This is a genomic window from Micromonospora sp. NPDC049051, assembly GCF_043197575.1.
Classification (GTDB): domain Bacteria; phylum Actinomycetota; class Actinomycetes; order Mycobacteriales; family Micromonosporaceae; genus Micromonospora.
The window spans coordinates 915,528-936,829 of record NZ_JBICTL010000004.1 but is presented as its reverse complement, the minus strand read 5'-3'; the positions used below and the strand labels follow the sequence as shown (position 1 = coordinate 936,829).

Below are 21,302 nucleotides of genomic sequence, written 5' to 3'. Positions count from 1 at the left end.
TATCGCCCCTGGTCTATGGTCTGGCCGCTGGTGAAGGACACTAGAGGGCTGATCGACGGCAGGGAATATGCAACTTTCTGCTACATCGATTTCCATCGCTCGGGAGTGGCGACCGGGGCCGGCGCCCGCCGGCCACCCGTCGACCATCCGGCGGACAGGCCCCCCACCAGGCGATCCTTCGCGCCCACGGCGGCAGGCGCGCAGATCCGACGCCCGCCACCGGCCGCACGGGCCGGCGGGCGGCGGGGGCGGACGGCCCGACCGCGCCAAGGGGGCGAGCAGGTGCGATGACGGACGGTAGCGGGCGGGGCGACCATGGCGGGCACGCGCGGGGGCCCGGCCGGACGAGCCGGCCGGGCCCCGAGGGTGGTTCGGTTCAGCCGCCGAGGCTCGCCGCCGCGGAGGCGATCGCCGGGGCGAAGGTGCTCACCTGGGTGTAGACGCCGGGGTAGGAGGGGCGGGCGCAGCCGTTGCCCCAGCTCACGATCCCGACCTGGATCCAGGCGTTGCTCGCGTCACGCCGGAACATCGGGCCGCCCGAGTCCCCCTGGCAGGTGTCGATGCCGCCGCTGGCGTAGCCGGCGCAGATCTCCTCGCTCGGGATGATGTCGCCCCCGTAGTACGAGTTGCAGGTGGCGTCGTCGACGAAGGGCACGGTCGCCTTGCGCAGGTAGCGCTGCTGCGCCCCGCCCTCGCGGGTGGCGCCCCAGCCGGCGACCGTGAAGGTGCCGTTGTCGTACGCGGTGCTGGTGGCGATCTTCAGCGTCGGGAGCGTGGTGACCGGCGTGGCCAGCCGGATCAGGGCCCAGTCCTTGCCGTAGCCGTTGTAGCCGGGCGCCCGGTAGACGTAGTTCGAGCGCACCTGGATCCGGCTCGACGACTGGAGGTCCACCACGCCGAGGGTGGCGGTGATGCTGGTGTTCGTACCGGTCGCGCCGACGCAGTGCGCGGCCGTCAGCACCAGGCGCGAACTGTAGAGCGAACCGCCGCAGCCCATCGAGAGCCGGACCATGAAGGGGAACTCGCCCTGCGCGGCCAGCGTCCCGCCCACGACGTACGGGGTGACCTCGGGCGCGGGCCTGGCGGAGGCCGGAACGGCCAGGACGAACGAGCCGGCGGTGACCGCCACCAGCGCGGCGGCCAACCGGCCGACGAGTGTGCGCCAACGGACCATGGGAGCCTCCCGAACCCTCGCGCCGCGCCGAGGCGGCGCACCGGAAACCGATGGCGGGAGCATATGGATAACTGTCGATGAGTGCACATCCCGCGTCGGTCATACCGCCCGACCGGGAGCTGCCGGCGGCACCGGGCGCCGCCCGTTTTGCGCCGGGACGGCCCGGGTACGGCGTGCACATGGACACGAACACGAAGGCACACCTGGTTGGCGGACCCCGCGACGGCAGCACCATCGACACGGGCGGCGACGCCCTCGTGGAGGTGGAACTCGACGGCATGATGCACCGCTACGTCCGCACCACGAAGCAGCACGAGGACGGCACGATCTACAACTACGACGGGATGGTGGCCCCGGACGGCGGGGAGCCCGGCGTCGAGGACCCGCAGGCCCGGGTGGCCTCCCCGAAGGCGGACGCGGAGGGCCACGGCGGGAAGCACTGACCTGCGGATCAGCCCCGGCCGGACACGGATGAACCGCGGCCGGCCGGGTAAGCGGCCGGCGACCTGGTGGAACGACCGAAGGTCGCGAGACCCCGCGACCCGGCGCGCGGGCGGGCGGCGCAGGCCGGCCCGCCCGGGCGTACGGTCAGTTGGTGCTGATCCAGTTCCAGGCCGACATGACCCACTCGGTCTGCTGGAGATAGGCGACCCCGAGACCGGCCAGGAAGACCGCCGTCACCAGGTGCGCGCCCCGCGCGCTGCGCCGGATCCGGCCCAGCTGCCGCTCCAGCACCACCCGGCCGAGCAGCCGGGCCAGCGCGAAGAGACCGGCGGCCACCAGCAGGCTCAGCAGGAAGATCAGGAACGGACCGCCCAGGTTCCCACCGCCCGAGATGGCCCAGATCCCCCAGCAGACGAAGGCGAAGAGCGCGCCGGCCGCACTCCACTCGCCGCCGCGCTTCAACTGCTCGACGTGCCAGCTCAGCGGCCGGCGCGGCGCCGGCCCGTCCGGCCATCCCGTACCCGTCGGCTCGTGCTCGACGACGGGGAACGGCTCCGTGCGCGACGTACGGGACTGGCCGACCGAGGCCACTCCCCGCTGGAACGCGTCGCGCTGCGGCGGCACCCCGACACCGGGCTGCGGCGGCACCTCGACGGTCCGCTCGGCCCACGGCTGCGTCTGGTCGGCCATCTCGTCCCCTCCCCTGGACCGACGGCGACCACCGGCCGCCGTCCGTTCCGAGGGTAGCCAGCCGGCAAACCGGTCGCCGAGGCCGCACCGGGCACGAGCACCGGTCACCAGCCCGAACCGGGCCGGCGGGGCCCGGCGACGGCCGGCGGACGCACTGTCGTGACCGAGGTCACCAGACCCCGGCCAGCCACGCGCCGGCGAGAGCCGCAGCCGGCACCGATCGGCCCGGGGCGGTACGGTCGGCTCATGGGGGACACGGAGCGCCGCCGGCGCCGGCTACGGCACCCGACCGGTGAGACGCGCGGGGCCGAGGGCCCGAACGCGACGACCGCCGGGGTGCACGACGGCCCCGAGCCGCCGCGGGGCCGCCGGAGCGGCCCGGGCGACGAGGGCGACCGCGGCCTGCGTGGTCTCGTCGGCCCCGGCTCCTCCCAGGTGAGCGTGACCGCCGCGATGCGGGCCCGCGACGCCTCCCGCCCCACCGACGAGGACCTGGCCGCGGCCGAGGAACGCGTGGTGCTCATCCGCCGCAACTGGACGCCCCGCGAGGACCTCCCCCGCCGCGCACCGCAGACCCAGGCAGGAAACGGCCCCCCGGGAGCGTGATCCCGCACCGCCCGGCCGCCAGGGCGACCGACAGCGCGGTCAGGGCAGGGCAGGCAGCTGCCGGGTGGCCTCGTAGTCGGCCATCTGGGCGATCCGGCGGGCGTGCCGCTCGTTGCCAGAGAACGGGGTGGTCAGGAACGCCTCGACGATGGCGGTGGCCTCGTCCAGCGTGTGCTGGCGGGCGCCGACCGCGACGACGTTCGCGTCGTTGTGCTCGCGGGCCAGCTGGGCGGTGTCGATGCTCCAGGCGAGGGCCGCCCGGACACCGGCCACCTTGTTCGCGGCGATCTGCTCGCCGTTGCCCGAGCCGCCGATGACCACCCCGAGGCTGCCGGCGTCAGCCACCACCCGGTCACCGGTGTGCAGGCAGAAGGCCGGATAGTCGTCGTCCGGGTCGTAGGCGTGCGGGCCGACGTCGACCACGTCGTGCCCCTCCTTGGTCAGGTGGTTGACCAGGTGCACCTTCAACTCGAAACCGGCGTGGTCGGATCCCAGGTAGACGCGCATACCGCGCAGTCTGTCAGGCGCGCCTCCGGGACGACGCGCGGGCGGCGCCCCGGAGGCGGATTCGTCACACGATCAGCGGGACAGCTCGGCGACCACCAGGCCGCCGCGCGCCTTCGGGGTGAACCACGTGCTCTTGCGCGGCATCTTCTCCCGCGCCAGGTTGACCGCGACGAAGTCGTCCACCGTCACCGGGGCGACGAGCACCGCCAGCTCCGCCCGGCCGGCGTCGACCTCGCCCGTCAGCCAGCTCGCCGGGTAGTCGCCGCCGACATAGGTGATCCGCTTGTCGCCCGGGTCGAGCCCGAGCGCGTCGCGCAGCAGCAGCCGCTCGACCAGGGCGTGGTCCAGGTTCTCCAGCCGGTTGTCGCCGACGTGCGGCAGGGTGACCGCGTACCCCTGCCCGGCGAGACGGAGGTGGACGGTGCCACCGCCCGCCGGGACCTCGACCGGGCCGTCGATCGGGCTGATCTGCGCGCCGGCGGCGCGCAGCCGGGCGAGCAGGTCGTCGGCGCTGGTGGTCAGCTCGCTGACCAGCCGGTTGTAGGGCTGGATCGCCACCGACGCCGGGGTCGTGATCACCGACAGGAAGCGCGGCAGTCCGCCGGTCTGCGCGGCCAGGCTGCGGTGGTTGCCGTCGGCCACGACCAGCTCGCCGCCGCCCGCCAGCGCGGTCAGCTCGTCCTGTTCGGGGCCCGGCCCGAGCAGCCAGATGGCGTGGGTGCGGCCGGCCTGGTCGGTGTCGGTCGCCGCCGGCGCCCCGGCCGCGTCGGTCGCCGCCGCGAGGGCGGCGTGCAGCTCGTCGCCACGCCCGGTCTGCAGCAGGAGTACGGGCGACAGCAGGTGACCCAGCGCCTCGGCGAGGGCGACCCGCTCGCGCACCTTGGCGATGAAGACGTCCTCGTTGCGGATGACCAGACCGGGCTCGTCGGCCCGGGTGGAGATCTGGTTGGTGTCGACCATGGCGAAGAGCCCGTACGCGTGCTCCTCCCCCGGCGCGCTGATCCGGTAGAGGACCACGACCTGCTCAGCCGGGGTGTAGCTGCCGTCGGCCTTCGCCTCGGCCAGGCGGGCCACCGCGTCCGGCAGGGCGTCGAGGAACGACTTCCCCAGGCTCTCCGGCGCCCGGTGCGGCATCTCGATGCCGAGGGCACTGTGCGGGTTCGCCTCGATGATCGCGGTGATCTCCGCGTCGTCGGCGAACTCGTCGTAGTTCTGCGCGCCGGTGCCGCCAGTGGTGATCCAGGCCCGGGCGATCGGATGCACGACCGTCATGTGCGAAGACGCTACCGGCGACGCGGGTCCCGCCGACGCGGGACCCGCGCGGGGTCCACCAGATGAAAGAGCTACCGGGCGGCGCCGGGCTCAGGCGGTGCGGTCGGGCTGTCCCGCCGCCCGGCGGTGCCGACCGCCCGGCGTGGGAGCGCCCGCCGGTCGCCGGCCCGGCGCACCCGGCCCGGCGGGAACGATCCTGCGGGGCCCGGCCGAGGTCGCCGGCACCGGCCGGTGTTCGGCGGGCACCACGGGCCGCTCGGCGGGCACGGGCTGCTCGGCGGGCACGACGGGCCGGTGCTCGGCGGGCACGACGGGCACGACCGGCCGGTGCCCGGCCGGCGGGGTGAGCCGGGAGGTGACCGGCACGCGGGCGACACCGACCACGATCGGCGGGGCGAGCAGGTCCACCATGTGGGCGGGAAGGTCGGGGCGGACCGCCGGCCAGCGGGAGTCGTCGACCGACCAGTACGCCGTGTCCGGGCGCTCGGTCACCCCCTCCCGGGTCGACGGATCGTCACCGGGCACACGGTGCTTGGCCATCGGAACTGCCTCCACGAGCTGCGGGGTGCGGCCCTGCGGGTCGCTGCGGCGGACACCGGGGCCAACGATCCCGCCGCCGTCCCGGTGACGCCCCGCACCCCTCCCCGCCTGGTCCCCGCCCCGCGACGGGCGATGGGTCCACCCGCCGCCGGGCGAGAGGCCCACCGCCGGGCGAGAGGCCCACCGCCGGGCGAGAGGCCCACCGCCGGGCGAAGGGCCACGGCCAGGCAGGGCCACGGCCAGGCAGGGCCGACGGCCGGGCGAGGGCCCACGGCCGGGAAGCCGACGCGGGCCCTCGACCAGAGCGGGGCGGTTCGACCAGAGCGGGGGCGGTCAGTCGAAGATCGGGTCGCGGTCCCGGGAACGCTTCAGCTCGTAGAAGCCCGGGGTCCCGGCGACCAGCAGGACGCCGTCCCAGAGCCGGCCGGCGGCCTCGCCCTTCGGCGCCGGGGTGACCACCGGGCCGAAGAAGGCGACCGTGCCGCCGTCCGGGCCGGGCGCGTGGATCACCGGGGTGCCGACGTCGGTGCCGACCGGACGCATGCCGGCCTCGTGGCTGGCCCGCAGCGCCTTGTCGTGGTCGGTGCCCTCGGCCGCGTCGGCCAGCGCCGGGTCGAGCCCGACCTCGGTCAGCGCGGCCACGAACAGTTCCCGCCCGAGCTTCTCCCGCCCGAGGTGGATCCGGGTGCCCAGCGCGGTGTAGAGCTTGCGTACGGCGTCCTGGCCGTACCGCTCCTCCACCGCGATGCAGACGCGCACCGGGCCCCAGCCGGTCCGCATCAGTTCCTGGTACTGCTCGGGCAGCTCCCGGCCCTCGTTGAGCACCGACAGGCTCATCACGCGGAACCGGACGTCCACGTCCCGAACCCGCTCCACCTCCAGCAGCCAACGGGAGGTGATCCACGCCCACGGGCAGAGAGGGTCGAAGAACATGTCTACGGCGGCACGCTCGCTCACGGCTGGTCCCTTCACGACGGATGCGCCGGCTTCCCGGCGCCTTCTGCGATCCTCACCCCCACGGGCATCGACCGACAGCAGAATGAGAGCGTGACCTCGCCCACCACGGGGTGTTCGTGCATGGAAGACTCGAATCCGGCCGCCACGAACGGCCGATGACGGCGCCAAGAGGCGTGCGGCGAGACGGGATGGAGACGAAAAGTGCCGGGAGTGCGCAACCTGACGCAGGTCGAGGCCACCGAGCGGGCCCGCCTGCTCGACGTGACCGGATACGACATCAGTCTGGACCTCTCGTCCGCCGTACGGGCGGCGGAGGGTCGCACCTTCCGCTCGACCACCGAGGTCCGGTTCCGGTGCGCGCAACCCGGCGCGAGCACCTTCATCGAAGTTGCCGCCGACTCCGTACGGTCCGCGACGCTGAACGGCGCCCCGGTGGACCTGAGCGACTGGTCGGCCGAGAAGGGCCTGACCCTGTCGGGACTGGACAGCGACAACACGCTGGTCGTCGAGGCGGACTTCGCGTACTCGAACAGCGGGCAGGGCCTGCACCGCAGCGTCGACCCGGTCGACGGCGAGACCTACCTCTACAGCCAGTTCGAGACGGCCGACGCCCAGCGGGTCTTCGCCTGCTTCGACCAGCCCGACCTGAAGAGCGTCTACACCTGGCACGCCACCGTCCCGGACCACTGGAAGGTGGTCTCGAACATGCCGGTGGAGCGGGAGGAGGCGGCGGGCGAGGGGCTGAAGACGGTCCACTTCCCCACCTCGGTGCGGATGAGCACCTACATCACCGCTCTCTGCGCGGGGCCGTACCACGAGGTGCGCGACACCCACGACGGCATCGACCTGGGGGCGTTCTGCCGGGCCTCGATGGCGCAGCACCTCGACTCGGACGACCTCTTCCTGGTCACCAAGCAGGGCTTCGACTTCTTCCACGAGCAGTTCGGCGTGCGCTACCCGCTGCCCAAGTACGACCAGCTGTGGGTGCCCGACTTCAACGCCGGCGCGATGGAGAACTTCGGCTGCGTCACGCACGCCGAGGCGCACTACCTCTTCCGCTCCCAGGTGACCGACTACGAGTACGAGCAGCGGGCGAACACGATCCTGCACGAGCTGGCGCACATGTGGTTCGGTGACCTGGTCACCATGCGCTGGTGGAACGACCTGTGGCTGAACGAGTCGTTCGCCGAGTGGGCCAGCCACTGGTGCAACACCCACGCCACCCGCTTCACCGAGGCCTGGACGACCTTCCTGTCGATCCGGAAGAACTGGGGCTACCGTCAGGACCAGCTCTCCTCCACCCACCCGGTCTACTGCGAGATGCCGGACCTGGAGGCCGTCGAGGTCAACTTCGACGGCATCACCTACGCCAAGGGCGCGAGCGTGCTCAAGCAGCTGGTCGCGTACGTGGGTGAGGAGCCGTTCCTGGCCGGGCTGCGGGCCTACTTCGCCAAGCACGCCTGGGGCAACGCCACCTTCGACGACCTGCTCAGCGAGCTGGAGACGGCCTCCGGCCGGGAGCTGCGCAAGTTCGCCGCCCAGTGGCTGGAGACGGCGCAGGTCAACACCCTGCGGCCGGAGCTGACGATCGGCGCGGACGGCAGCTACGAGCAGGTGGTCGTGCTCCAGGAGGCGCCGGCCGGGCACCCGACGCTGCGTACGCACCGGATCGGGGTGGGTCTCTACGACCTGACCGACGGCCGGCTGGTGCGCCGCGAGCGCCACGAGGTCGACGTCACCGGGGAGCGGACCGAGGTGTCCGCGCTGCGCGGCGTGCCCGCCGCCGACGTGCTGCTGCTCAACGACGACGACCTCACCTACACCAAGCTGCGCCTCGACGAGCGGTCGATGGCCACCGTGGTGCAGCACATCGCCGGCTTCGAGTCGTCGCTGGCCCGCGCGCTGTGCTGGACCGCCGCCTGGGACATGACCCGCGACGCGGAGCTGGCCGCCCGCGACTACGTGGCGCTGGTGCTGGCGGGGCTGCCCGCCGAGACCGACATCAACCTGGTCAACGCCGCCCTGCGCCAGACCATCACGACGCTCACCTACTACGCCGACCCGGCGTGGGCGCCGACCGGCTGGGCGCAGCTGGCCCGCACCGCGCGTACGGCGCTGGCGGCGGCGGAGCCGGGCAGCGGATTCCAGCTGACCTGGGCCCGCGCGTACGCCAAGGCGGCCCGCTCGGCCGAGGACCTGGCGACCCTGCGCGGCTGGCTGGCCGGCAACGACGTCCCGGCCGGCCTGTCCATCGACACCGAGCTGCGCTGGGCGCTGCTGGACGCGCTGGTCGCCAACGGCGCGGCCGGGACCGCCGAGATCGAGGCCGAGCTGGCCGGCGACCGGACGTCGAGCGGCGAGCGGGAGGCCGCGTACGCGCACGCGCTGCTGCCGACGGCGGAGAACAAGGCCGCCGTGTGGGCCGAGCTGACGGGCCCGGAGGCGCTGCCGAACTGGCGCAACCGGGCACTGTTGCAGGGCTTCATCCACCCGGCGCAGGACGAGCTGATCGCGCCCTACCGGGAGAAGTACTTCGCCGTGGTGGACCAGGTCTGGGGCAGCCGGGACAGCGAGCCGGCGCAGGAGTTCGTCCAGCTGGCGTACCCGATGTTCCTGGTGGACGACGAGACGGTGGCGGCCACCGACGCGTGGCTGGCCGGCGACGGTCAGCCGGCGTCGCTGCGCCGGCTGGTGGCGGAGGGCCGCGACGGCGTCGTCCGCGCCCTGCGGGCCCGCGAGCGGGACGCCCGCAGCGCCTGACGTAAGCGTCAGCACACGGTGAAGCCCGGTCCGCGTGGCGGACCGGGCTTCACCGTGGTGGTGCGGGTCGTCTCCGGACGGTCAGCCCTTGCCGGCGTGGCTGGCGAGCTGGTCGAGGCCGATGATGATGCCGCCGGTCAGGTCGCCGCCGCCGAACGCCGCCACCATGGAGAGCGCGGCGAGCCGGGCGTAGGTGTCGGGGATGCGCTTGCGGGCGTGCCGCCCGGTGACGATCTCCAGCTGCCGCTGGTTGGGCGACACGGCGATCAGGACCGACTTGTCGGGCTCGGCGAGCTGGCGGTGCAGCCGCTCGGCGTGCTCCCGGATCGGCTCGTCGAGGCCGCCGACGAACACCGAGAAGACCAGGCCGGTGCCCTGGTCGGCCAGGCGCAGGGCCTCGTCGATGCGCAGCAGCTGGCGGGTCGAGAACGGCCCGTCCAGCACCTCGGGCGGGTTACCCGTCCCGGCCTGCTTCTCACCAACGGTCACTTGCGCCTCCGGTTCCACCGGCCGGCGCCTCGATGCCGGCCTGCTCCTGCTTGCGGCTGGTCAGCGCCGGCGCCTGCGCGCCCGCTGCCAGGGCGGTGCCGGCCGAGTCGGCCAGCTGCTCCGGCCGGCCCAGGAACCAGACCGGAGTGAAGTCGAAGGGCCGGCCCGGCCGGTAGCGCCTGGCGCCGCCACCGCCGCCGCCACGGCTACCGGCGTACGCCAGACCGGCGATCACCAGCACCGCGGCCGCCGGGATGCCGACGAAGACCAGCAACGTCTCGGTTACAGACAATCCCAACGCCCCCAGGCGGAAGAAGAGACCTCAAGGATCCGGGTCGGGTGGACGATCATGGCGCCGACCGCCCGACACCGTCGCCATTCACGTTAGCGGAGCCCACGGCCCGCCAGATTGCGGGGTGGCGATCCCATCCGCCACTGGAGTGCTCCAGTTGCGCAGCCGTGGCGATCAACCTCGCGTCGTCGCCGTACCGACCGGTCAGCAGGACCCCCACGGGCAGCCCCTCGGCGGTGACGCCCACCGGCAGGGAGACGGACGGATCACCCGTGACGTTGAACACGGCGCAGTACGGCGAGAAGCGACGTTGCCGGTCGAAGTCCTCGGCCGGGTCGCCGCCTTCGGTGAACCAGCCCAGCGGCGCCTGCGGCGCGGCGAGGGTGGGACAGAGCAGCAGGTCACAGCCGGCGGTACGGCGCACACCGAGGCGTACCTGCGCCTGGAGTTCGCCGAGCGTGGCGGTGAGGGTGCCGGCGGAGATCTCCGCCGCCCGGGCCCGCAGGTGCCGGGTCAGCGGCAGCAGCGCGCTCTCCCGCCCCGGCGGCACGGGCGCGAGCGCCAGCACGTACCAGACGATCTCGAACAGCGGCCACACGGCGGGCCCGAGGGGCGCGGGGACGTCGACCACCTCGTGGCCGGCGGCGGTGAGCAGCGCCGCCGCCCGGTCCACGGCGGCGAGGCAGTCGGGGTGCACCGGCTCGTCGGCGAGCATCGGGGCGGTGAACCGCCCGACGCGCAGCCGCCCCGGGTCGGCCGCCCGGGCCGCGCCGAGCCAGCCGCCGGCGGGCGGGTCGGGCGCCAGGTAGGGCTCGCCGGGCACCGGCCGGGCCAGCACGTCGAGCAGCGCCGCCACGTCGGCGACCGTACGCCCGATCGGGCCGTTGGTGGGCAGGCCGTAGGCGCCGAAGCCGACCGGCCCGCCGGAGACCAGGCCGCGGCTCGGCTTGTAGCCGACCAGGCCGCACAGCGAGGCGGGGATGCGCAGCGAGCCGCCGCCGTCGGAGCCCTGGGCGACCGGCACCAGCCCGGCCGCGACGGCCGCCGCCGCTCCTCCGCTGGAGCCGCCGGCGGTGTACGCCAGGTCCCACGGGTTGCGGGCCGGGGGCGCGACCAGCCCCTCGGAGTAGAGCGAACAGCCCAGCTCCGACGTGGTGGTCTTGCCCAGGCTCACCAGCCCGGCCCGCGCCATGAACCGGACCACGTCGGCGTCCACCGGCGGCACGAAGTCGGCGAACGCCGCCGAGCCGAAGGTGGTGCGCACCCCGGCGGTGAGGGTCAGGTCCTTGATGGCGGTCGGTACGCCGTGCAGGGGGCCGCGCTCGTCGGCGGGTACGGCGTCGGCCGCGCGGGCCGCCACGCGGGCCCGCTCGCTGGTGACCGTGACGAACGCGCCGACGGTGTCGCCGAGCGCGTCGACCCGGGTCAGGTGGTGCTCGACCAGCTCGACGCTGGACAGCTCGCCGCGCGCGATCGCGGCGGCCTGCTCCAGCGCGGTCAGGTCGTGCGGCTCGGCCATCCCCTCATCCTGCCCGCCCGTGTCCCGCTGCGCCGCGCGACACGGCCGGCCGCCGGGCGCGACGCGCCCAGTTCCTCTGCCCGGCCCCCAAGGCTCGACGATCGAGGAGTACCGGGACACCTGCCCGCACTCCTGAGTCCCTCTGCTCCGGAGCCGTCGCGCGCACTGGGGGCCGCGACGGCTCCGGATCTCACCCCTGCCCCGCGGTGCCGAGGAAGCGCAGGGCGTTGCCGCCGAGCAGCAGGTCGCGCTGCTCGGCGCTGAGGAAGTCCGCCTCGCGCACCACCCGGCCGACCGGCCGCTCCCCCAGCGGGTACGGGTAGTCGCTGCCGACGAGCACCCGATCGGCGCCCATCGTGTCGACCAGCAGCCGCAGTGCCGGCGCGGAGAAGACCACCGAGTCCACGCAGAACCGGTCGACGTAGGAGCTGGGCGGGGCGGTGGAGGCACCGCGTACCAGGTCGCCCCGGCGGTGCCAGGCGTTGTCGGCGCGGCCCAGCCAGAACGGGAAGCTGCCGCCGCCGTGCGCGAAGCAGATCCGCAGCGTGTCGGGCACCCGGTCGAAGACGCCGCCGAGGATGAGCGCCAGCACCGACAGGTGCGTCTCGGCGGGCATCCCGGCGAGCCAGCGGGCCATCCACCGGTCCAGCCGGGGGCCGCCCGGCATGTCCCACGGATGCACGAAGACCGGCGCGCCCACCTCGGCGCAGTGCGTCAGGAACTCCACGATGCCGGCGTCGTCCAGGTCGCGGTCGCCGACGTGGTTGCCGATCTCCACCCCGGCGTGCCCGGCCGCGAGGCAGCGGTCCAGTTCGGCGCAGGCCGCCTCCGGGTCCTGCAACGGCACCTGACAGAACGGCACCAGCCGGTCGCCGCCGGCGGCGGTGACTTCCAGGGTCAGGTCGTTGAAGATCCGCGCCACCTTCACCGCCTGGTCGGCGGGACGGTCGTAGCTGAAGAAGACCGGGGTGGGCGAGACGACCTGCACGTCCACGCCGTCGGCGGCCATGTCCCCGAGCCGCGTCGGCGCGTCCCAGCACTCCGCCCCGATCGGGCGGAACTCCGTCTCCCCCACCATGATCATGGCCGCCCGCTCGGAGTCGACGCGCAGCCAGGGCCAACCGGACCCGCCGCACGCCGCGCCGAGGTCCGGCCATCCCTTCGGTACGACGTGCGTGTGCACGTCGACCACCGGAGGCCGCCCCTGCCCGGGCCCGGCAGGCATCAGCCCTTGCCCGGGTGCAGCGCGCCGCAGTTCGCGCAGGTACGCGCGGCCTCGTCGGCGTAGAACGCCGCGAAGACCGGCGGCAGGTCGGCGGCGATGTCCCGGACCTGCAACTCGACCTCGTGCACCTTGTGCCCGCACTCGGTGCAGTACCACTGGAACTTCTCCAGCGTGCCCTCCTCGCGGACCCGCTCCACGACCACGCCGATCGAGCCGGCCTCGGGCCGCTGCGGCGAGTGCGGGGTGTTGCGCGGCAGCATCCACATCTGGCCCTCGCGCACGTGCACCGTACGCGGCCCCTCCGGGAGCATCAGGTTGATGTGCATGTTGCCCTTGACCTGGTAGAAGAACTCCTCGTACGGGTCGACGTGGAAGTCGGTGCGCTGGTTGGGCCCGCCCACCACCATCACGATGAAGTCGTCCCCACCCGGGAACATCTCCTTGTTGCCGACCGGCGGCTTCAGCAGGTGCTGGTTCTCCGCGATCCAGCCGGGGAAGCTGAACGGCTCCGCGATCTCACTCACGACTGACCTCCTGACGGAAGAAGGGCCACGGCCTGGATCTCGATGAGCAGGTGTGGGTGGGGTAGCTGGTGGACGGCGACGGTGGTGCGGGTGGGGCCGGTGGCGTCGAAGTACTCGGCCCAGACCTGGTTGTAGCCGCCGAAGTCGTTCATGTTGACGAGGTAGGTGGTGACCTGGACGAGGTCGGTCAGGTCGGCGCCGACGGTCTTCAGCAGGTCGGCGATGTTGTCGATGACGGCGCGGGTCTGGGCGCGGATGTCGAGGTTGGTGGTGCCGAGCTCGTCGACCTGCACGCCGGCGAAGGTGTTGTCGGGGCGGCGGCTGGAGGTGCCGGAGACGAAGACGAAGCCGCCGGCAACCTTGACGTGGGGAAACGCGCCTCGGGGTACGGCTTTGCCGGCGACGACGTGCGCCTGCGTGCCCGTGCCGTGGCCTGCGCGCGTGTCGGGGCCGGCTGTCGTGCCGTGGTTCGCGGTCGTGTCGTGGTTGGTGGTCATGCTGCTGCTCGCAGGGAAATGGTGCCGAGGTGTTCGACGACGACGCGGACGTGGGCGCCGGGTTTCAGGGGGACGGCGGCGGTGGCGGCACCGGCGAGGAACACCCACCCTTCGCGCAGGCGTACGCCGTGGCGTCCGGCCAGCCGGATGCCCTCGTCCAAGGCGCGGCGGGGGTCGCCGAGGATCGCGGCGGTGGAGCCGACCTGCGCGACCCGTCCGTCGATCTCCAGCAGCACACCCAGGTTGTCCAGGCCGTCGGGCACGGGTGACCAGGCGCCGATGGTGAACGCGGCGGCGGAGGTGTTGTCGGCGATCACATCCGGTAGGGAGAAGCTGAAGTTGGCGTAGCGGGAGTCGATGATCTCGATCGCCGGCGCGACGGCGCGGACGGCGTCGGTGAAGTCCCCGACCGGCTCGCCGGGTTCGGGCAGGCGGTCGAGCAGGAACGCCACCTCCGGCTCGACGCGGGGGTGGATGAACCTGCTCGGGTCGAGGGTGCCGCCGTCGGGAACACGCATGGTGTCGGTGAGGCGGCCCCAGATGACCTCGTCCACGCCGACCTGCGCCATCTTCGCCTTGCTGGTCAGGCCCATCTTCAACCCGACCAGGCGCTCACCCCGGTCGAGGCGACGCTGGATCAACGCGGTCTGCACCGCGTACGCCGCATCCACATCGAGACCGGTCTCGGCGGCCAGTTGTGGGATGGCGGTGGCGGTGTCGGCCGCCACGCCCAACCGCTCGGCGATACCGGCGGTGTCCGGCCCGATCATGGCTTCTCCCTCGTTCGCGACTGCGCGGCTCGCACACCCGGCTCGATCCTCACGCTCACTGTCTCGCGCCCGTCTGCGCGCGACCTTCGGCGAGGTCCAGTGCCACGTCCACGATCATGTCTTCCTGCCCGCCGACCATCCGACGGCGTCCCAACTCGACCAGGATCGACCGCACGTCCACCCCGTACTTGTCCGAGGCGCGTTCGGCATGCCGCAGGAAACTCGAATACACCCCGGCGTAGCCGAGGGACAGGGTTTCCCGGTCGACCTGCACGGGCCGGTCCTGCAACGGGCGCACGATGTCGTCGGCGGCGTCCATCAGGGCGAACACGTCACAACCGTGCTCCCACCCGTGCAACTCCGCCACGGCCACGAACACCTCCAACGGCGCATTCCCGGCCCCGGCGCCCTGCCCGGCCAGCGACGCGTCGACCCGCACGGTGCGCCCATGGCTCGCCTGGTCGCTCACCGCGGCGTCGCCGAGAATCCGGCCGTGCTCGACCGCCACCACGCTGTTGGCGACGCCGAGGGACAGGTTGTGGTGGGCGTGGATACCGATCTGCGTATCCGGTGCCAACACCTGCCGGTACGCGTCCACCCGCTGCGCCACGTCCGACATGAGCAGTCGGCCGCCAGAGTCGGTGACGTAGACACAGTGCGCCCCGTACGACTCCATCAGCTTCGCCTGCCCCGCCAGACCGGCCGGATCGTTCATGTGCGACATCATCAGGAACCCGGACACGTCCATGCCGTTCTCCCGCGCCCACGCGATGTGCTGCGCCGAGATGTCGGCCTCCGTGCAGTGCGTCGCGATCCGCACACTCGTCACGCCCAGGGCCTTCGCCGCCTTCAAGTCGGCGATGGTGCCGATGCCGGGCAGCAGCAGGGTGGTGAGTTTCGCGTTCGTCATCACCTCGGCCGCCGCCGAAATCCAGTCGGCGTCACTGGCCGCACCATGGCCGTAGTTGACACTCGAACCGGCCAGCCCGTCACCGTGGGCGACCTCGATCGCCGCCACCCCGGCCGCATCGAGCGCGGCGGCGATCGTACGGACCTGCTCCACGGTGTACCGGTGAGCCACGGCGTGCATGCCGTCGCGCAACGTCACGTCCTGGATGTACAGATCAGTCACGACAGCACCCCCGAAGCAGCCTCGGAACGCACCGCCACCAGCCGCTCCGCCGTACGCAACGCCGCCGACGTCATGATGTCCAGATTCCCCGCGTACGCCGGCAGGTAATGCCCCGCACCGGAGACCTCCAGGAACACCGACACCTGCAACCCGCTCAGACGCCGCCCCAACGACGGCACATACGCGTCCACGAGGTCGAACTGCACGTCCTGCTTCAGGCGGTAGCCCGGCACGTACTCCTGCACCGCCGCCACCATCTCCGCCACCGACCCGGCGATCGCCGCCCGATCCGCGTCAGCGTCCTCACACAGGCAGTACACCGTGTCGCGCATCAACAACGGCGGATCCGCCGGATTCAACACGATGATCGCCTTACCACGATCAGCGCCACCGACCACCTCGATCGCCCGCGCCGTCGTCTCCGTGAACTCGTCGATGTTCGCCCGCGTCCCCGGCCCCGCCGACCTCGACGCGATCGACGCCACGATCTCCCCGTACACCACCGGCGTAACCCGACCGACGGCCGCGACGATCGGCACCGTCGCCTGCCCACCACACGTCACCATGTTCACGTTCCGCTGATGCAGATGCTCGTCCAGATTCACCGGCGGCACCACATACGGACCGATCGCCGCCGGCGTCAGATCCACCACGAGGCGACCATGCGCCGCCAACACCGCATCGTTACGCCGATGCGCACCCGCCGACGTGGCATCAAACACCAACTCCACCTCGGCGAACTCCGGCATCGCCACGAGACCGTCGACGCCCTCGGCAGTCGTCGCCACACCAAGCCTGCGGGCCCGCGCCAGGCCGTCGGAGGCGGGGTCGATACCCACCATCGCCACCATCCGCAGCGACTCCGACAACCGCAGCACCTTGATCATCAAATCGGTACCGATGTTGCCCGACCCGATCACCGCAACCCCGACGCTCACGACGCCTCCTTCGAGAAGCACGTGCGGACAGAGCCCAGACCGGAGATCCGCGCCTCGTACGCCGCGCCGGGCGTCACCGGCACCATCGGGCCGAGCGCGCCGGACAGCACCACGTCCCCGGCGCGCAGCGGGTCACCCGAGCGGGCCATCGTCTGCGCCAGCCACTGCACCGCGTGCAACGGATTGCCCAGGCACGCCGCCCCTGCGCCGACCGACACAGGCTCCCCGGCCTGTTCGAGGACCATCCCGCACAGCCTCAGGTCCACGTCGGCGAGCCGACGCGGCGTGGTGCCGAGCACGAACAGGCCGCTGGAGGCGTTGTCCGCCACCGTGTCCACGATCGAGATGTCCCACCCCGCCACCCGCGAATCCACGATCTCGATCGCCGGCAACACATGATCCACCGCCCGGATCACATCCGCACTGGTGATCCGCTCATCCGGCAGATCCGCGCCCAACACGAACGCGACCTCCGCCTCCACCCGAGGCTGCAACAGCCGGCCCATCGACACCTCGGCCCCGTCGGGCACCGCCATGTCATCGAGCAGCACACCGAAGTCCGGCTGGAACACGCCGAACGACTCCTGCACCGCCCGCGACGTCAACCCGATCTTCGCGCCCACGCGCCGGTGACCCCGCTGCAACCACTGCCGTGCCTGAAGCTGCTGCACCAGATAGGCCGACGTGACGTCGCCCTCCGGCAACAGCCGCCCCCGCAGCGGCGGACACGGCTTACCGCTCTCCCGCGCCTCGACCAGATCCCTGGCGGCGGCCTCGTAGTCGACGCTCATCTCGGGCTCCTCGCCGCGCTCGCTCATGCCAGGTCCACACAGACGTTGGTCAGTTCCGAATAGAAATCAAGGGAATGCACGCCACCCTCACGCCCGATCCCCGACGCCTTCACCCCACCAAACGGGGTGCGCAGATCACGCAGGAACCACGTGTTCACCCACACGATCCCCGCATCCAACCTCATACCGGCCCGATGCGCCCGACCCACATCCCGCGTCCACACCGCCGCCGCCAACCCGTACTCCGTCCCGTTGGCCAGCGCGAACGCCTCGTCCTCGTCGTCAAAGGGGGCGACGTGCACCACCGGCCCGAAGATCTCCTCACGATTGGTACGCGCATCCGCACCCAACCCCGTCAACACCGTCGGCTGCACATACGCACCACCATCACGCGCATCACCAAACGCAGGCACCCCACCCCCGGCAAGCACCTGCGCCCCCTCACCACGGGCCACGTCGTAGTAGCCGAGGACCTTCTCCCGATGCTGATGCGAAATCAACGGCATGTTCACCGTCGCCTCGTCGGCCGGCCACCCGAACGACAACTCACCAGCCCGCTGCGCCAACCGGGCCGTGAACTCCTCGAACACCGGCCGCTGCACATAAATCCGCTCCGTACAGAGACACACCTGACCACCATTGGTGAAACTCGACCGCACCGAACCCGCCACCGCCGCATCCAGATCCGCATCCGCGAACACCAGACCCGCGTTCTTCCCACCCAACTCGAACGACACCGGCCGCACCCCATCAGCCGCCGCCCGCATGATCGCGCTCCCCGTCGACGACTCACCGGTGAACGTGATCGCGTCGACGTCCGGGTGCCGGGTCAAAAACTCCCCCGCCGAATCCGGACCGAACCCGTGCACCAGATTGAACACACCCTCCGGCACCCCCGCAGCCGCCATCACCTCCGCCAACAACGTCGCCGACGCCGGCGTCTCCTCACTCGGCTTCACCACCACCGCATTACCACAGGCAAGAGCCGGAGCCACCTTCCACGTCAACAGCAGCAACGGCAAATTCCACGGCACAATCACCGCCACCACACCCACCGGCTTACGCACCGCATAATTCAGCGCCCGACCACCCGACGGCGTCACCGTCGTGAACGACTCCGTCGGCGCCGTCGCCACGATCTCCGCAAACGCACGGAAATTCGCCGCACCACGCGGAACATCCAACGTCCGCGCCTGCGAAATCGACTTACCCGTATCCGCCACCTCGGCGGTCACCAGATCATCGAAACGCCGCTCCAACTCATCGGCGACCCGACGCAACACCTCCGCGCGTTCCCGCTCCCCCATCCGACCCCACGGCCCCCGCAACGCGGCCCGCGCCGCCGCGACCGCATCATCCACACAACCCCGATCCGCCTCGACGACCTCGAACACGGGCTCACCCGTCACCGGACTGCGCTTGACGAACCGCCGCCCACCCTCGACGAACTCACCACCGACGAAGTTGCGCAGCAGCGGTGGGCCGTCGGGCGCCGTCCCGGCCATCAGGCGCGGATCCCAGGTCGCGGTCATCGACGCCGCCCTCGGCTGATCGCCAGGCCGACCGCGCCGGCCAGCAGCGCCGCCGCCCCGGCGGCGACCGCCCCGAGCAGGCGGTGCTGCCGGCGGACCCGGCGACGCACCTCGGCGTACGGGGTGGTCGAGAAGGACACCAGCTCGTAGCGGGAGACGTACCGGCCCGGCAGCAGCCGCTCCAGCGTGTGCTCGACCTTGCGGCCGGCCTGGAACAGCGGCGAGGCGACCTTGTCCCGCATCTCCACGAAGTTCGCCAACGCCATCTGCGCGATGGCCTCGGCGTTCTCCTGCCGGCGCTGCTGGAACATCGGCAGCGCCTCCGACCAGTCGTCGGCGCACTCGTCCAGGCAGCGGTCCAGCTCGACCACGTCCTCGAAGGCGCAGTTCGCGCCCTGGCCGTAGAACGGGACGATGGCGTGCGCCGCGTCGCCGAGCAGGCCGACCTTCCCGTACGCCTGCCAGGGCGTGCACCGGACGGTGCCGAGTACGCCCACCGGGTTGTGCTGGTAGTCGTCGACGAGGCCCGGGGCGAGCGGCGGCAGGTCGGGGTAGTGCTCGGCGAAGTGCCGCTCGATCGCCGCCGGGCTGCCCAGCGAGGCGAAGCTGGCGGTGCCGTGGGTGGGCCAGAAGAGCGTGCAGGTGAAGGAGCGGTCCGGGTTCGGCAGCGCGATCATCATCGAGGTGCCGCGCGGCCAGATGTGCAGCGCCTCCGGGTCGAGGGCGAAGTCCCCGCCCAGCGGCGGGATCGTCAGCTCCTTGTAGCCGTAGTCCAGGAAGTCCACGCTCTCGGTCAGCAGCCCGTACGCCAGCAGCTGCCCGCGCACCGCCGAGCCGGCGCCGTCGGTGCCGAGGACGACCGACGCGGTGGCCGCGACCTCGCCCTGCGGGGTCTCGAAGGTCATCTTGCCGCTGGTCGGGTCGAGGCCGACGAGCCGGTGGTCGAAGGCGACCCGCACGCCCGGCAGGCGGGTGGCCGCGTCCAGCAGGGCGTTGTTCAGCGCGCCCCGGCTGATCGAGTTGATCGCCCGGTCGCCGGAGGCGCTGTACGACTGGAACTGCGCCTCCCCGTCCACGGGGTGGATCATCCGGCCGCGCATCGGCAACCCGTCGGCCAGCACCTGCTCGTCGAGGCCGATCCGCCGCAGCGCGTCCAGGCCGCGCTCGGAGAGCGCCAGGTTGATGGACCGTCCCCGCTCCACCCTGCCGGTACGCGGGTCGGGCCGCCGCTCGTAGAGCGCCACCGGGTAGCCGCGCCGGGCCAGGAAGCAGGCCAGCAGGCAGCCGGCCAGGCCCGCGCCGACCACCGCGATCTCGTCTCGTTCCTGCGTCATCGGTTCACCTCCGCCACGGTGGCGGCCAGCGCCTCGGCCACCCGCCAGCAGTCGTGGTACGTGGAATAGAGCGGCACCGGGGCGAACCGGATGATGTCCGGCTCCCGGGCGTCGGCGATCACCCCGTGCTCGTGCCGCAGCCGCTTGGCCAGCCCGGACGCGCTGCCCGCGCCGATGCGCACCGAGAGCTGGCAGCCGCGCCGCTCCGGCTCGCGCGGGGTGACCACGGTCAGCGGCCGGGTCGCGGTGACCTCGTCGAGCAGCCCCGCCAGGTAGCCGGTGAGCCGGATGCTGCGCTCGCGCAGCGCGGGCATCCCGACGGCGTCGAAGAGCTCCAGCGAGGTCCGCACCGGGCCCATCGCGAAGATCGGCGGGTTGGAGATCTGCCAGGCCTCCACGGTGGCCGGCGGCCGGGAGACCGGGGTCATCTCGAAGCGGGTGGCCGCCTCGGTGCTCCACCAGCCCTCGAAGCGGGGCAGGTCGGCGTCGCCGAGGTGCCGCTCGTGCACGAAGACCCCGGCCAGCGCGCCGGGCCCGGAGTTCAGGTACTTGTACGAGCACCAGGCGGCGAAGTCGACGTCCCAGTCGTGCAGCGCGAGCGGGACGTTGCCGGCGGCGTGCGCCAGGTCCCAGCCGACCACGGCCCCCGCCGCCCGGCCGGCGGCGGTGATCGTCGGGATGTCCATCAGTTCGCCGGTGAGGTAGTTGACCCCGCCGAGCAGCAGCAGCGCGACGGTGTGGCCCTCGGCGGCCAGGAAGGCGGTCACGTCCTCGGTGCGCAGGTTGTCCTCGCCCGCCCGCGGTCGTAGCCGGACGACCGTGGCGTCCGGGTCGAGGCCGTGGAAGCGGGCCTGGCTGCGCACGGCGTAGCTGTCGGAGGGGAAGGCGCTGTCCTCGATGACGATCCTGGTGCGTTCCCCGGCCGGCCGGTAGAAGCTGACCATGAGCAGGTGCAGGTTGACCGTCAGGGAGTTCATCACCACGACCTCGGCCGGGGTGGCGCCGACCAGTCGCGCGGCCGGCGCCGTCAGCAGCTCGTGGTACGGCAGCCAGGGGCGCTCGCCCTCCAGGTGGCCCTCGACGGCGAGCCGGCTCCACGACTCGACGTCGGCGAGGAGTTCCTCGCGGGTCGCCCGGGGTTGCAGGCCGAGTGAGTTGCCGGCCAGGTAGGCGGCCTCGGGATACCGGCCGCCGTCGGCCGGCGGCACGTGGAAGAGGTGGCGGTGCCCGGGATCGGCGGCGTCGAGCTGGCGCGCCCCGGTTTCGCCGTCGGCGAGCCCGAACGATTCAGGTGCGGGGGTGTGCATGG

Annotated in this window: 22 protein-coding genes; 3 read left to right on the top strand and 19 right to left on the bottom strand. The window is 72.5% G+C overall.

Translation table 11 applies throughout. From position 1 onward, the window contains the following. Nucleotides 1-376: 376 nt before the first annotated feature. On the bottom strand, nt 377-1,174 hold the full coding sequence (locus ACGFIR_RS21115; RefSeq protein ID WP_392999299.1) for a S1 family peptidase: 798 nt from the start codon (nt 1,172-1,174) through the stop codon (nt 377-379). Nucleotides 1,175-1,353: 179 nt separating this feature from the next. Between ACGFIR_RS21115 and ACGFIR_RS21110 the strand changes: the two genes are divergently transcribed. Next, nucleotides 1,354-1,617 (top strand): hypothetical protein, encoded by a 264-nt coding sequence (locus tag ACGFIR_RS21110; protein WP_393146556.1) that lies wholly within the window; start codon nt 1,354-1,356, stop codon nt 1,615-1,617. A gap of 145 nt (nt 1,618-1,762) precedes the next feature. Here the strand turns inward: ACGFIR_RS21110 and ACGFIR_RS21105 are convergent, their stop codons facing one another. Then, nucleotides 1,763-2,308 (bottom strand): hypothetical protein, encoded by a 546-nt coding sequence (locus ACGFIR_RS21105; protein WP_392999295.1) that lies wholly within the window; start codon nt 2,306-2,308, stop codon nt 1,763-1,765. A 246-nt stretch (nt 2,309-2,554) separates the two neighbouring features. On the opposite strand from ACGFIR_RS21105, the gene ACGFIR_RS21100 reads away from it, so the two are divergent. Further along, nucleotides 2,555-2,914 (top strand): hypothetical protein, encoded by a 360-nt coding sequence (locus ACGFIR_RS21100; protein ID WP_392999293.1) that lies wholly within the window; start codon nt 2,555-2,557, stop codon nt 2,912-2,914. A gap of 39 nt (nt 2,915-2,953) precedes the next feature. Here the strand turns inward: ACGFIR_RS21100 and ACGFIR_RS21095 are convergent, their stop codons facing one another. The 4 genes from ACGFIR_RS21095 to ACGFIR_RS21080 all read right to left on the bottom strand — a co-directional run bounded on the left by ACGFIR_RS21095 (nt 2,954) and on the right by ACGFIR_RS21080 (nt 6,190). Further along, nucleotides 2,954-3,421: a ribose-5-phosphate isomerase gene (locus tag ACGFIR_RS21095; protein ID WP_392999291.1), complete on the bottom strand. Its 468-nt coding sequence runs from the start codon at nt 3,419-3,421 to the stop codon at nt 2,954-2,956. 72 nt (nt 3,422-3,493) lie between these two features. Then, nucleotides 3,494-4,693, bottom strand: a complete 1,200-nt coding sequence (locus ACGFIR_RS21090; RefSeq protein ID WP_392999289.1) for a DUF1015 family protein — start codon at nt 4,691-4,693, stop codon at nt 3,494-3,496. 90 nt (nt 4,694-4,783) lie between these two features. Beyond that, nucleotides 4,784-5,233, bottom strand: coding sequence for a hypothetical protein (locus ACGFIR_RS21085; RefSeq protein ID WP_392999287.1), 450 nt, complete (start codon nt 5,231-5,233; stop codon nt 4,784-4,786). Nucleotides 5,234-5,566: 333 nt separating this feature from the next. After that, nucleotides 5,567-6,190: a disulfide bond formation protein DsbA gene (locus ACGFIR_RS21080; protein WP_392999285.1), complete on the bottom strand. Its 624-nt coding sequence runs from the start codon at nt 6,188-6,190 to the stop codon at nt 5,567-5,569. A gap of 210 nt (nt 6,191-6,400) precedes the next feature. Between ACGFIR_RS21080 and pepN the strand changes: the two genes are divergently transcribed. After that, nucleotides 6,401-8,950 carry an aminopeptidase N gene (gene pepN, locus ACGFIR_RS21075; RefSeq protein WP_392999283.1) on the top strand — a complete coding sequence of 850 codons (2,550 nt, stop codon included), beginning with the start codon at nt 6,401-6,403 and terminating at the stop codon, nt 8,948-8,950. Between the two features lie 81 nt (nt 8,951-9,031). On the opposite strand, the gene ACGFIR_RS21070 is transcribed toward pepN, so the two are convergent. The 13 genes from ACGFIR_RS21070 to kynU all read right to left on the bottom strand — a co-directional run bounded on the left by ACGFIR_RS21070 (nt 9,032) and on the right by kynU (nt 21,300). Next, entirely contained in the window at nt 9,032-9,439 is a 408-nt protein-coding gene (locus ACGFIR_RS21070) for a DUF5130 family protein (protein ID WP_392999281.1), read from the bottom strand. Beyond that, nucleotides 9,426-9,713: a hypothetical protein gene (locus tag ACGFIR_RS21065; protein ID WP_392999476.1), complete on the bottom strand. Its 288-nt coding sequence runs from the start codon at nt 9,711-9,713 to the stop codon at nt 9,426-9,428. Before ACGFIR_RS21065 ends, ACGFIR_RS21070 begins: the two co-directional genes overlap by 14 nt. A gap of 73 nt (nt 9,714-9,786) precedes the next feature. Continuing rightward, nucleotides 9,787-11,250: an amidase gene (locus tag ACGFIR_RS21060; protein WP_392999279.1), complete on the bottom strand. Its 1,464-nt coding sequence runs from the start codon at nt 11,248-11,250 to the stop codon at nt 9,787-9,789. 190 nt (nt 11,251-11,440) lie between these two features. Further along, nucleotides 11,441-12,475: an amidohydrolase family protein gene (locus ACGFIR_RS21055; RefSeq protein WP_392999277.1), complete on the bottom strand. Its 1,035-nt coding sequence runs from the start codon at nt 12,473-12,475 to the stop codon at nt 11,441-11,443. Next, nucleotides 12,475-12,999, bottom strand: coding sequence for a 3-hydroxyanthranilate 3,4-dioxygenase (locus ACGFIR_RS21050; protein WP_392999275.1), 525 nt, complete (start codon nt 12,997-12,999; stop codon nt 12,475-12,477). Before ACGFIR_RS21050 ends, ACGFIR_RS21055 begins: the two co-directional genes overlap by 1 nt. Then, nucleotides 12,996-13,496 (bottom strand): RidA family protein, encoded by a 501-nt coding sequence (locus tag ACGFIR_RS21045; RefSeq protein ID WP_392999273.1) that lies wholly within the window; start codon nt 13,494-13,496, stop codon nt 12,996-12,998. The genes ACGFIR_RS21050 and ACGFIR_RS21045 overlap by 4 nt, the downstream gene beginning before the upstream one ends. Beyond that, entirely contained in the window at nt 13,493-14,266 is a 774-nt protein-coding gene (locus ACGFIR_RS21040; protein WP_392999271.1) for a 2-keto-4-pentenoate hydratase, read from the bottom strand. Before ACGFIR_RS21040 ends, ACGFIR_RS21045 begins: the two co-directional genes overlap by 4 nt. Before the next feature lie 55 nt (nt 14,267-14,321). Then, the gene (dmpG, locus tag ACGFIR_RS21035) at nt 14,322-15,398 is read right to left on the bottom strand and encodes a 4-hydroxy-2-oxovalerate aldolase (RefSeq protein WP_392999269.1); all 1,077 of its coding nucleotides are present in this window, start codon (nt 15,396-15,398) and stop codon (nt 14,322-14,324) included. Continuing rightward, nucleotides 15,395-16,336 carry an acetaldehyde dehydrogenase (acetylating) gene (locus tag ACGFIR_RS21030; RefSeq protein WP_392999267.1) on the bottom strand — a complete coding sequence of 314 codons (942 nt, stop codon included), beginning with the start codon at nt 16,334-16,336 and terminating at the stop codon, nt 15,395-15,397. The genes dmpG and ACGFIR_RS21030 overlap by 4 nt, the downstream gene beginning before the upstream one ends. Continuing rightward, a complete protein-coding gene (locus ACGFIR_RS21025) occupies nt 16,333-17,127 on the bottom strand; it encodes a 2-keto-4-pentenoate hydratase (RefSeq protein WP_392999474.1) in 795 nt (264 codons plus the stop codon). Before ACGFIR_RS21025 ends, ACGFIR_RS21030 begins: the two co-directional genes overlap by 4 nt. 23 nt (nt 17,128-17,150) lie before the next feature. Continuing rightward, nucleotides 17,151-18,632, bottom strand: a complete 1,482-nt coding sequence (locus tag ACGFIR_RS21020) for a 2-hydroxymuconic semialdehyde dehydrogenase (protein WP_392999472.1) — start codon at nt 18,630-18,632, stop codon at nt 17,151-17,153. A 23-nt stretch (nt 18,633-18,655) separates the two neighbouring features. After that, nucleotides 18,656-19,993: an FAD-dependent oxidoreductase gene (locus tag ACGFIR_RS21015; protein ID WP_392999265.1), complete on the bottom strand. Its 1,338-nt coding sequence runs from the start codon at nt 19,991-19,993 to the stop codon at nt 18,656-18,658. Continuing rightward, nucleotides 19,990-21,300 carry a kynureninase gene (gene kynU / locus ACGFIR_RS21010; protein ID WP_392999263.1) on the bottom strand — a complete coding sequence of 437 codons (1,311 nt, stop codon included), beginning with the start codon at nt 21,298-21,300 and terminating at the stop codon, nt 19,990-19,992. Before kynU ends, ACGFIR_RS21015 begins: the two co-directional genes overlap by 4 nt. Nucleotides 21,301-21,302 lie beyond the last annotated feature (2 nt).

What these genes read in the sequence shown, in the direction of transcription:
- ACGFIR_RS21115 (WP_392999299.1), bottom strand. Translation starts at nt 1,174, where the DNA reads ATGGTCCGTTGGCGCACACTCGTCGGCCGGTTGGCCGCCGCGCTGGTG.
- ACGFIR_RS21110 (WP_393146556.1), top strand. Translation starts at nt 1,354, where the DNA reads ATGGACACGAACACGAAGGCACACCTGGTTGGCGGACCCCGCGACGGC.
- ACGFIR_RS21105 (WP_392999295.1), bottom strand. Translation starts at nt 2,308, where the DNA reads ATGGCCGACCAGACGCAGCCGTGGGCCGAGCGGACCGTCGAGGTGCCG.
- ACGFIR_RS21100 (WP_392999293.1), top strand. Translation starts at nt 2,555, where the DNA reads ATGGGGGACACGGAGCGCCGCCGGCGCCGGCTACGGCACCCGACCGGT.
- ACGFIR_RS21095 (WP_392999291.1), bottom strand. Translation starts at nt 3,421, where the DNA reads ATGCGCGTCTACCTGGGATCCGACCACGCCGGTTTCGAGTTGAAGGTG.
- ACGFIR_RS21090 (WP_392999289.1), bottom strand. Translation starts at nt 4,693, where the DNA reads ATGACGGTCGTGCATCCGATCGCCCGGGCCTGGATCACCACTGGCGGC.
- ACGFIR_RS21085 (WP_392999287.1), bottom strand. Translation starts at nt 5,233, where the DNA reads ATGGCCAAGCACCGTGTGCCCGGTGACGATCCGTCGACCCGGGAGGGG.
- ACGFIR_RS21060 (WP_392999279.1), bottom strand. Translation starts at nt 11,250, where the DNA reads ATGGCCGAGCCGCACGACCTGACCGCGCTGGAGCAGGCCGCCGCGATC.
- ACGFIR_RS21055 (WP_392999277.1), bottom strand. Translation starts at nt 12,475, where the DNA reads ATGCCTGCCGGGCCCGGGCAGGGGCGGCCTCCGGTGGTCGACGTGCAC.
- ACGFIR_RS21045 (WP_392999273.1), bottom strand. Translation starts at nt 13,496, where the DNA reads ATGACCACCAACCACGACACGACCGCGAACCACGGCACGACAGCCGGC.
- ACGFIR_RS21040 (WP_392999271.1), bottom strand. Translation starts at nt 14,266, where the DNA reads ATGATCGGGCCGGACACCGCCGGTATCGCCGAGCGGTTGGGCGTGGCG.
- ACGFIR_RS21025 (WP_392999474.1), bottom strand. Translation starts at nt 17,127, where the DNA reads ATGAGCGTCGACTACGAGGCCGCCGCCAGGGATCTGGTCGAGGCGCGG.
- ACGFIR_RS21020 (WP_392999472.1), bottom strand. Translation starts at nt 18,632, where the DNA reads ATGGCCGGGACGGCGCCCGACGGCCCACCGCTGCTGCGCAACTTCGTC.
- ACGFIR_RS21015 (WP_392999265.1), bottom strand. Translation starts at nt 19,993, where the DNA reads ATGACGCAGGAACGAGACGAGATCGCGGTGGTCGGCGCGGGCCTGGCC.
- kynU (WP_392999263.1), bottom strand. Translation starts at nt 21,300, where the DNA reads ATGCACACCCCCGCACCTGAATCGTTCGGGCTCGCCGACGGCGAAACC.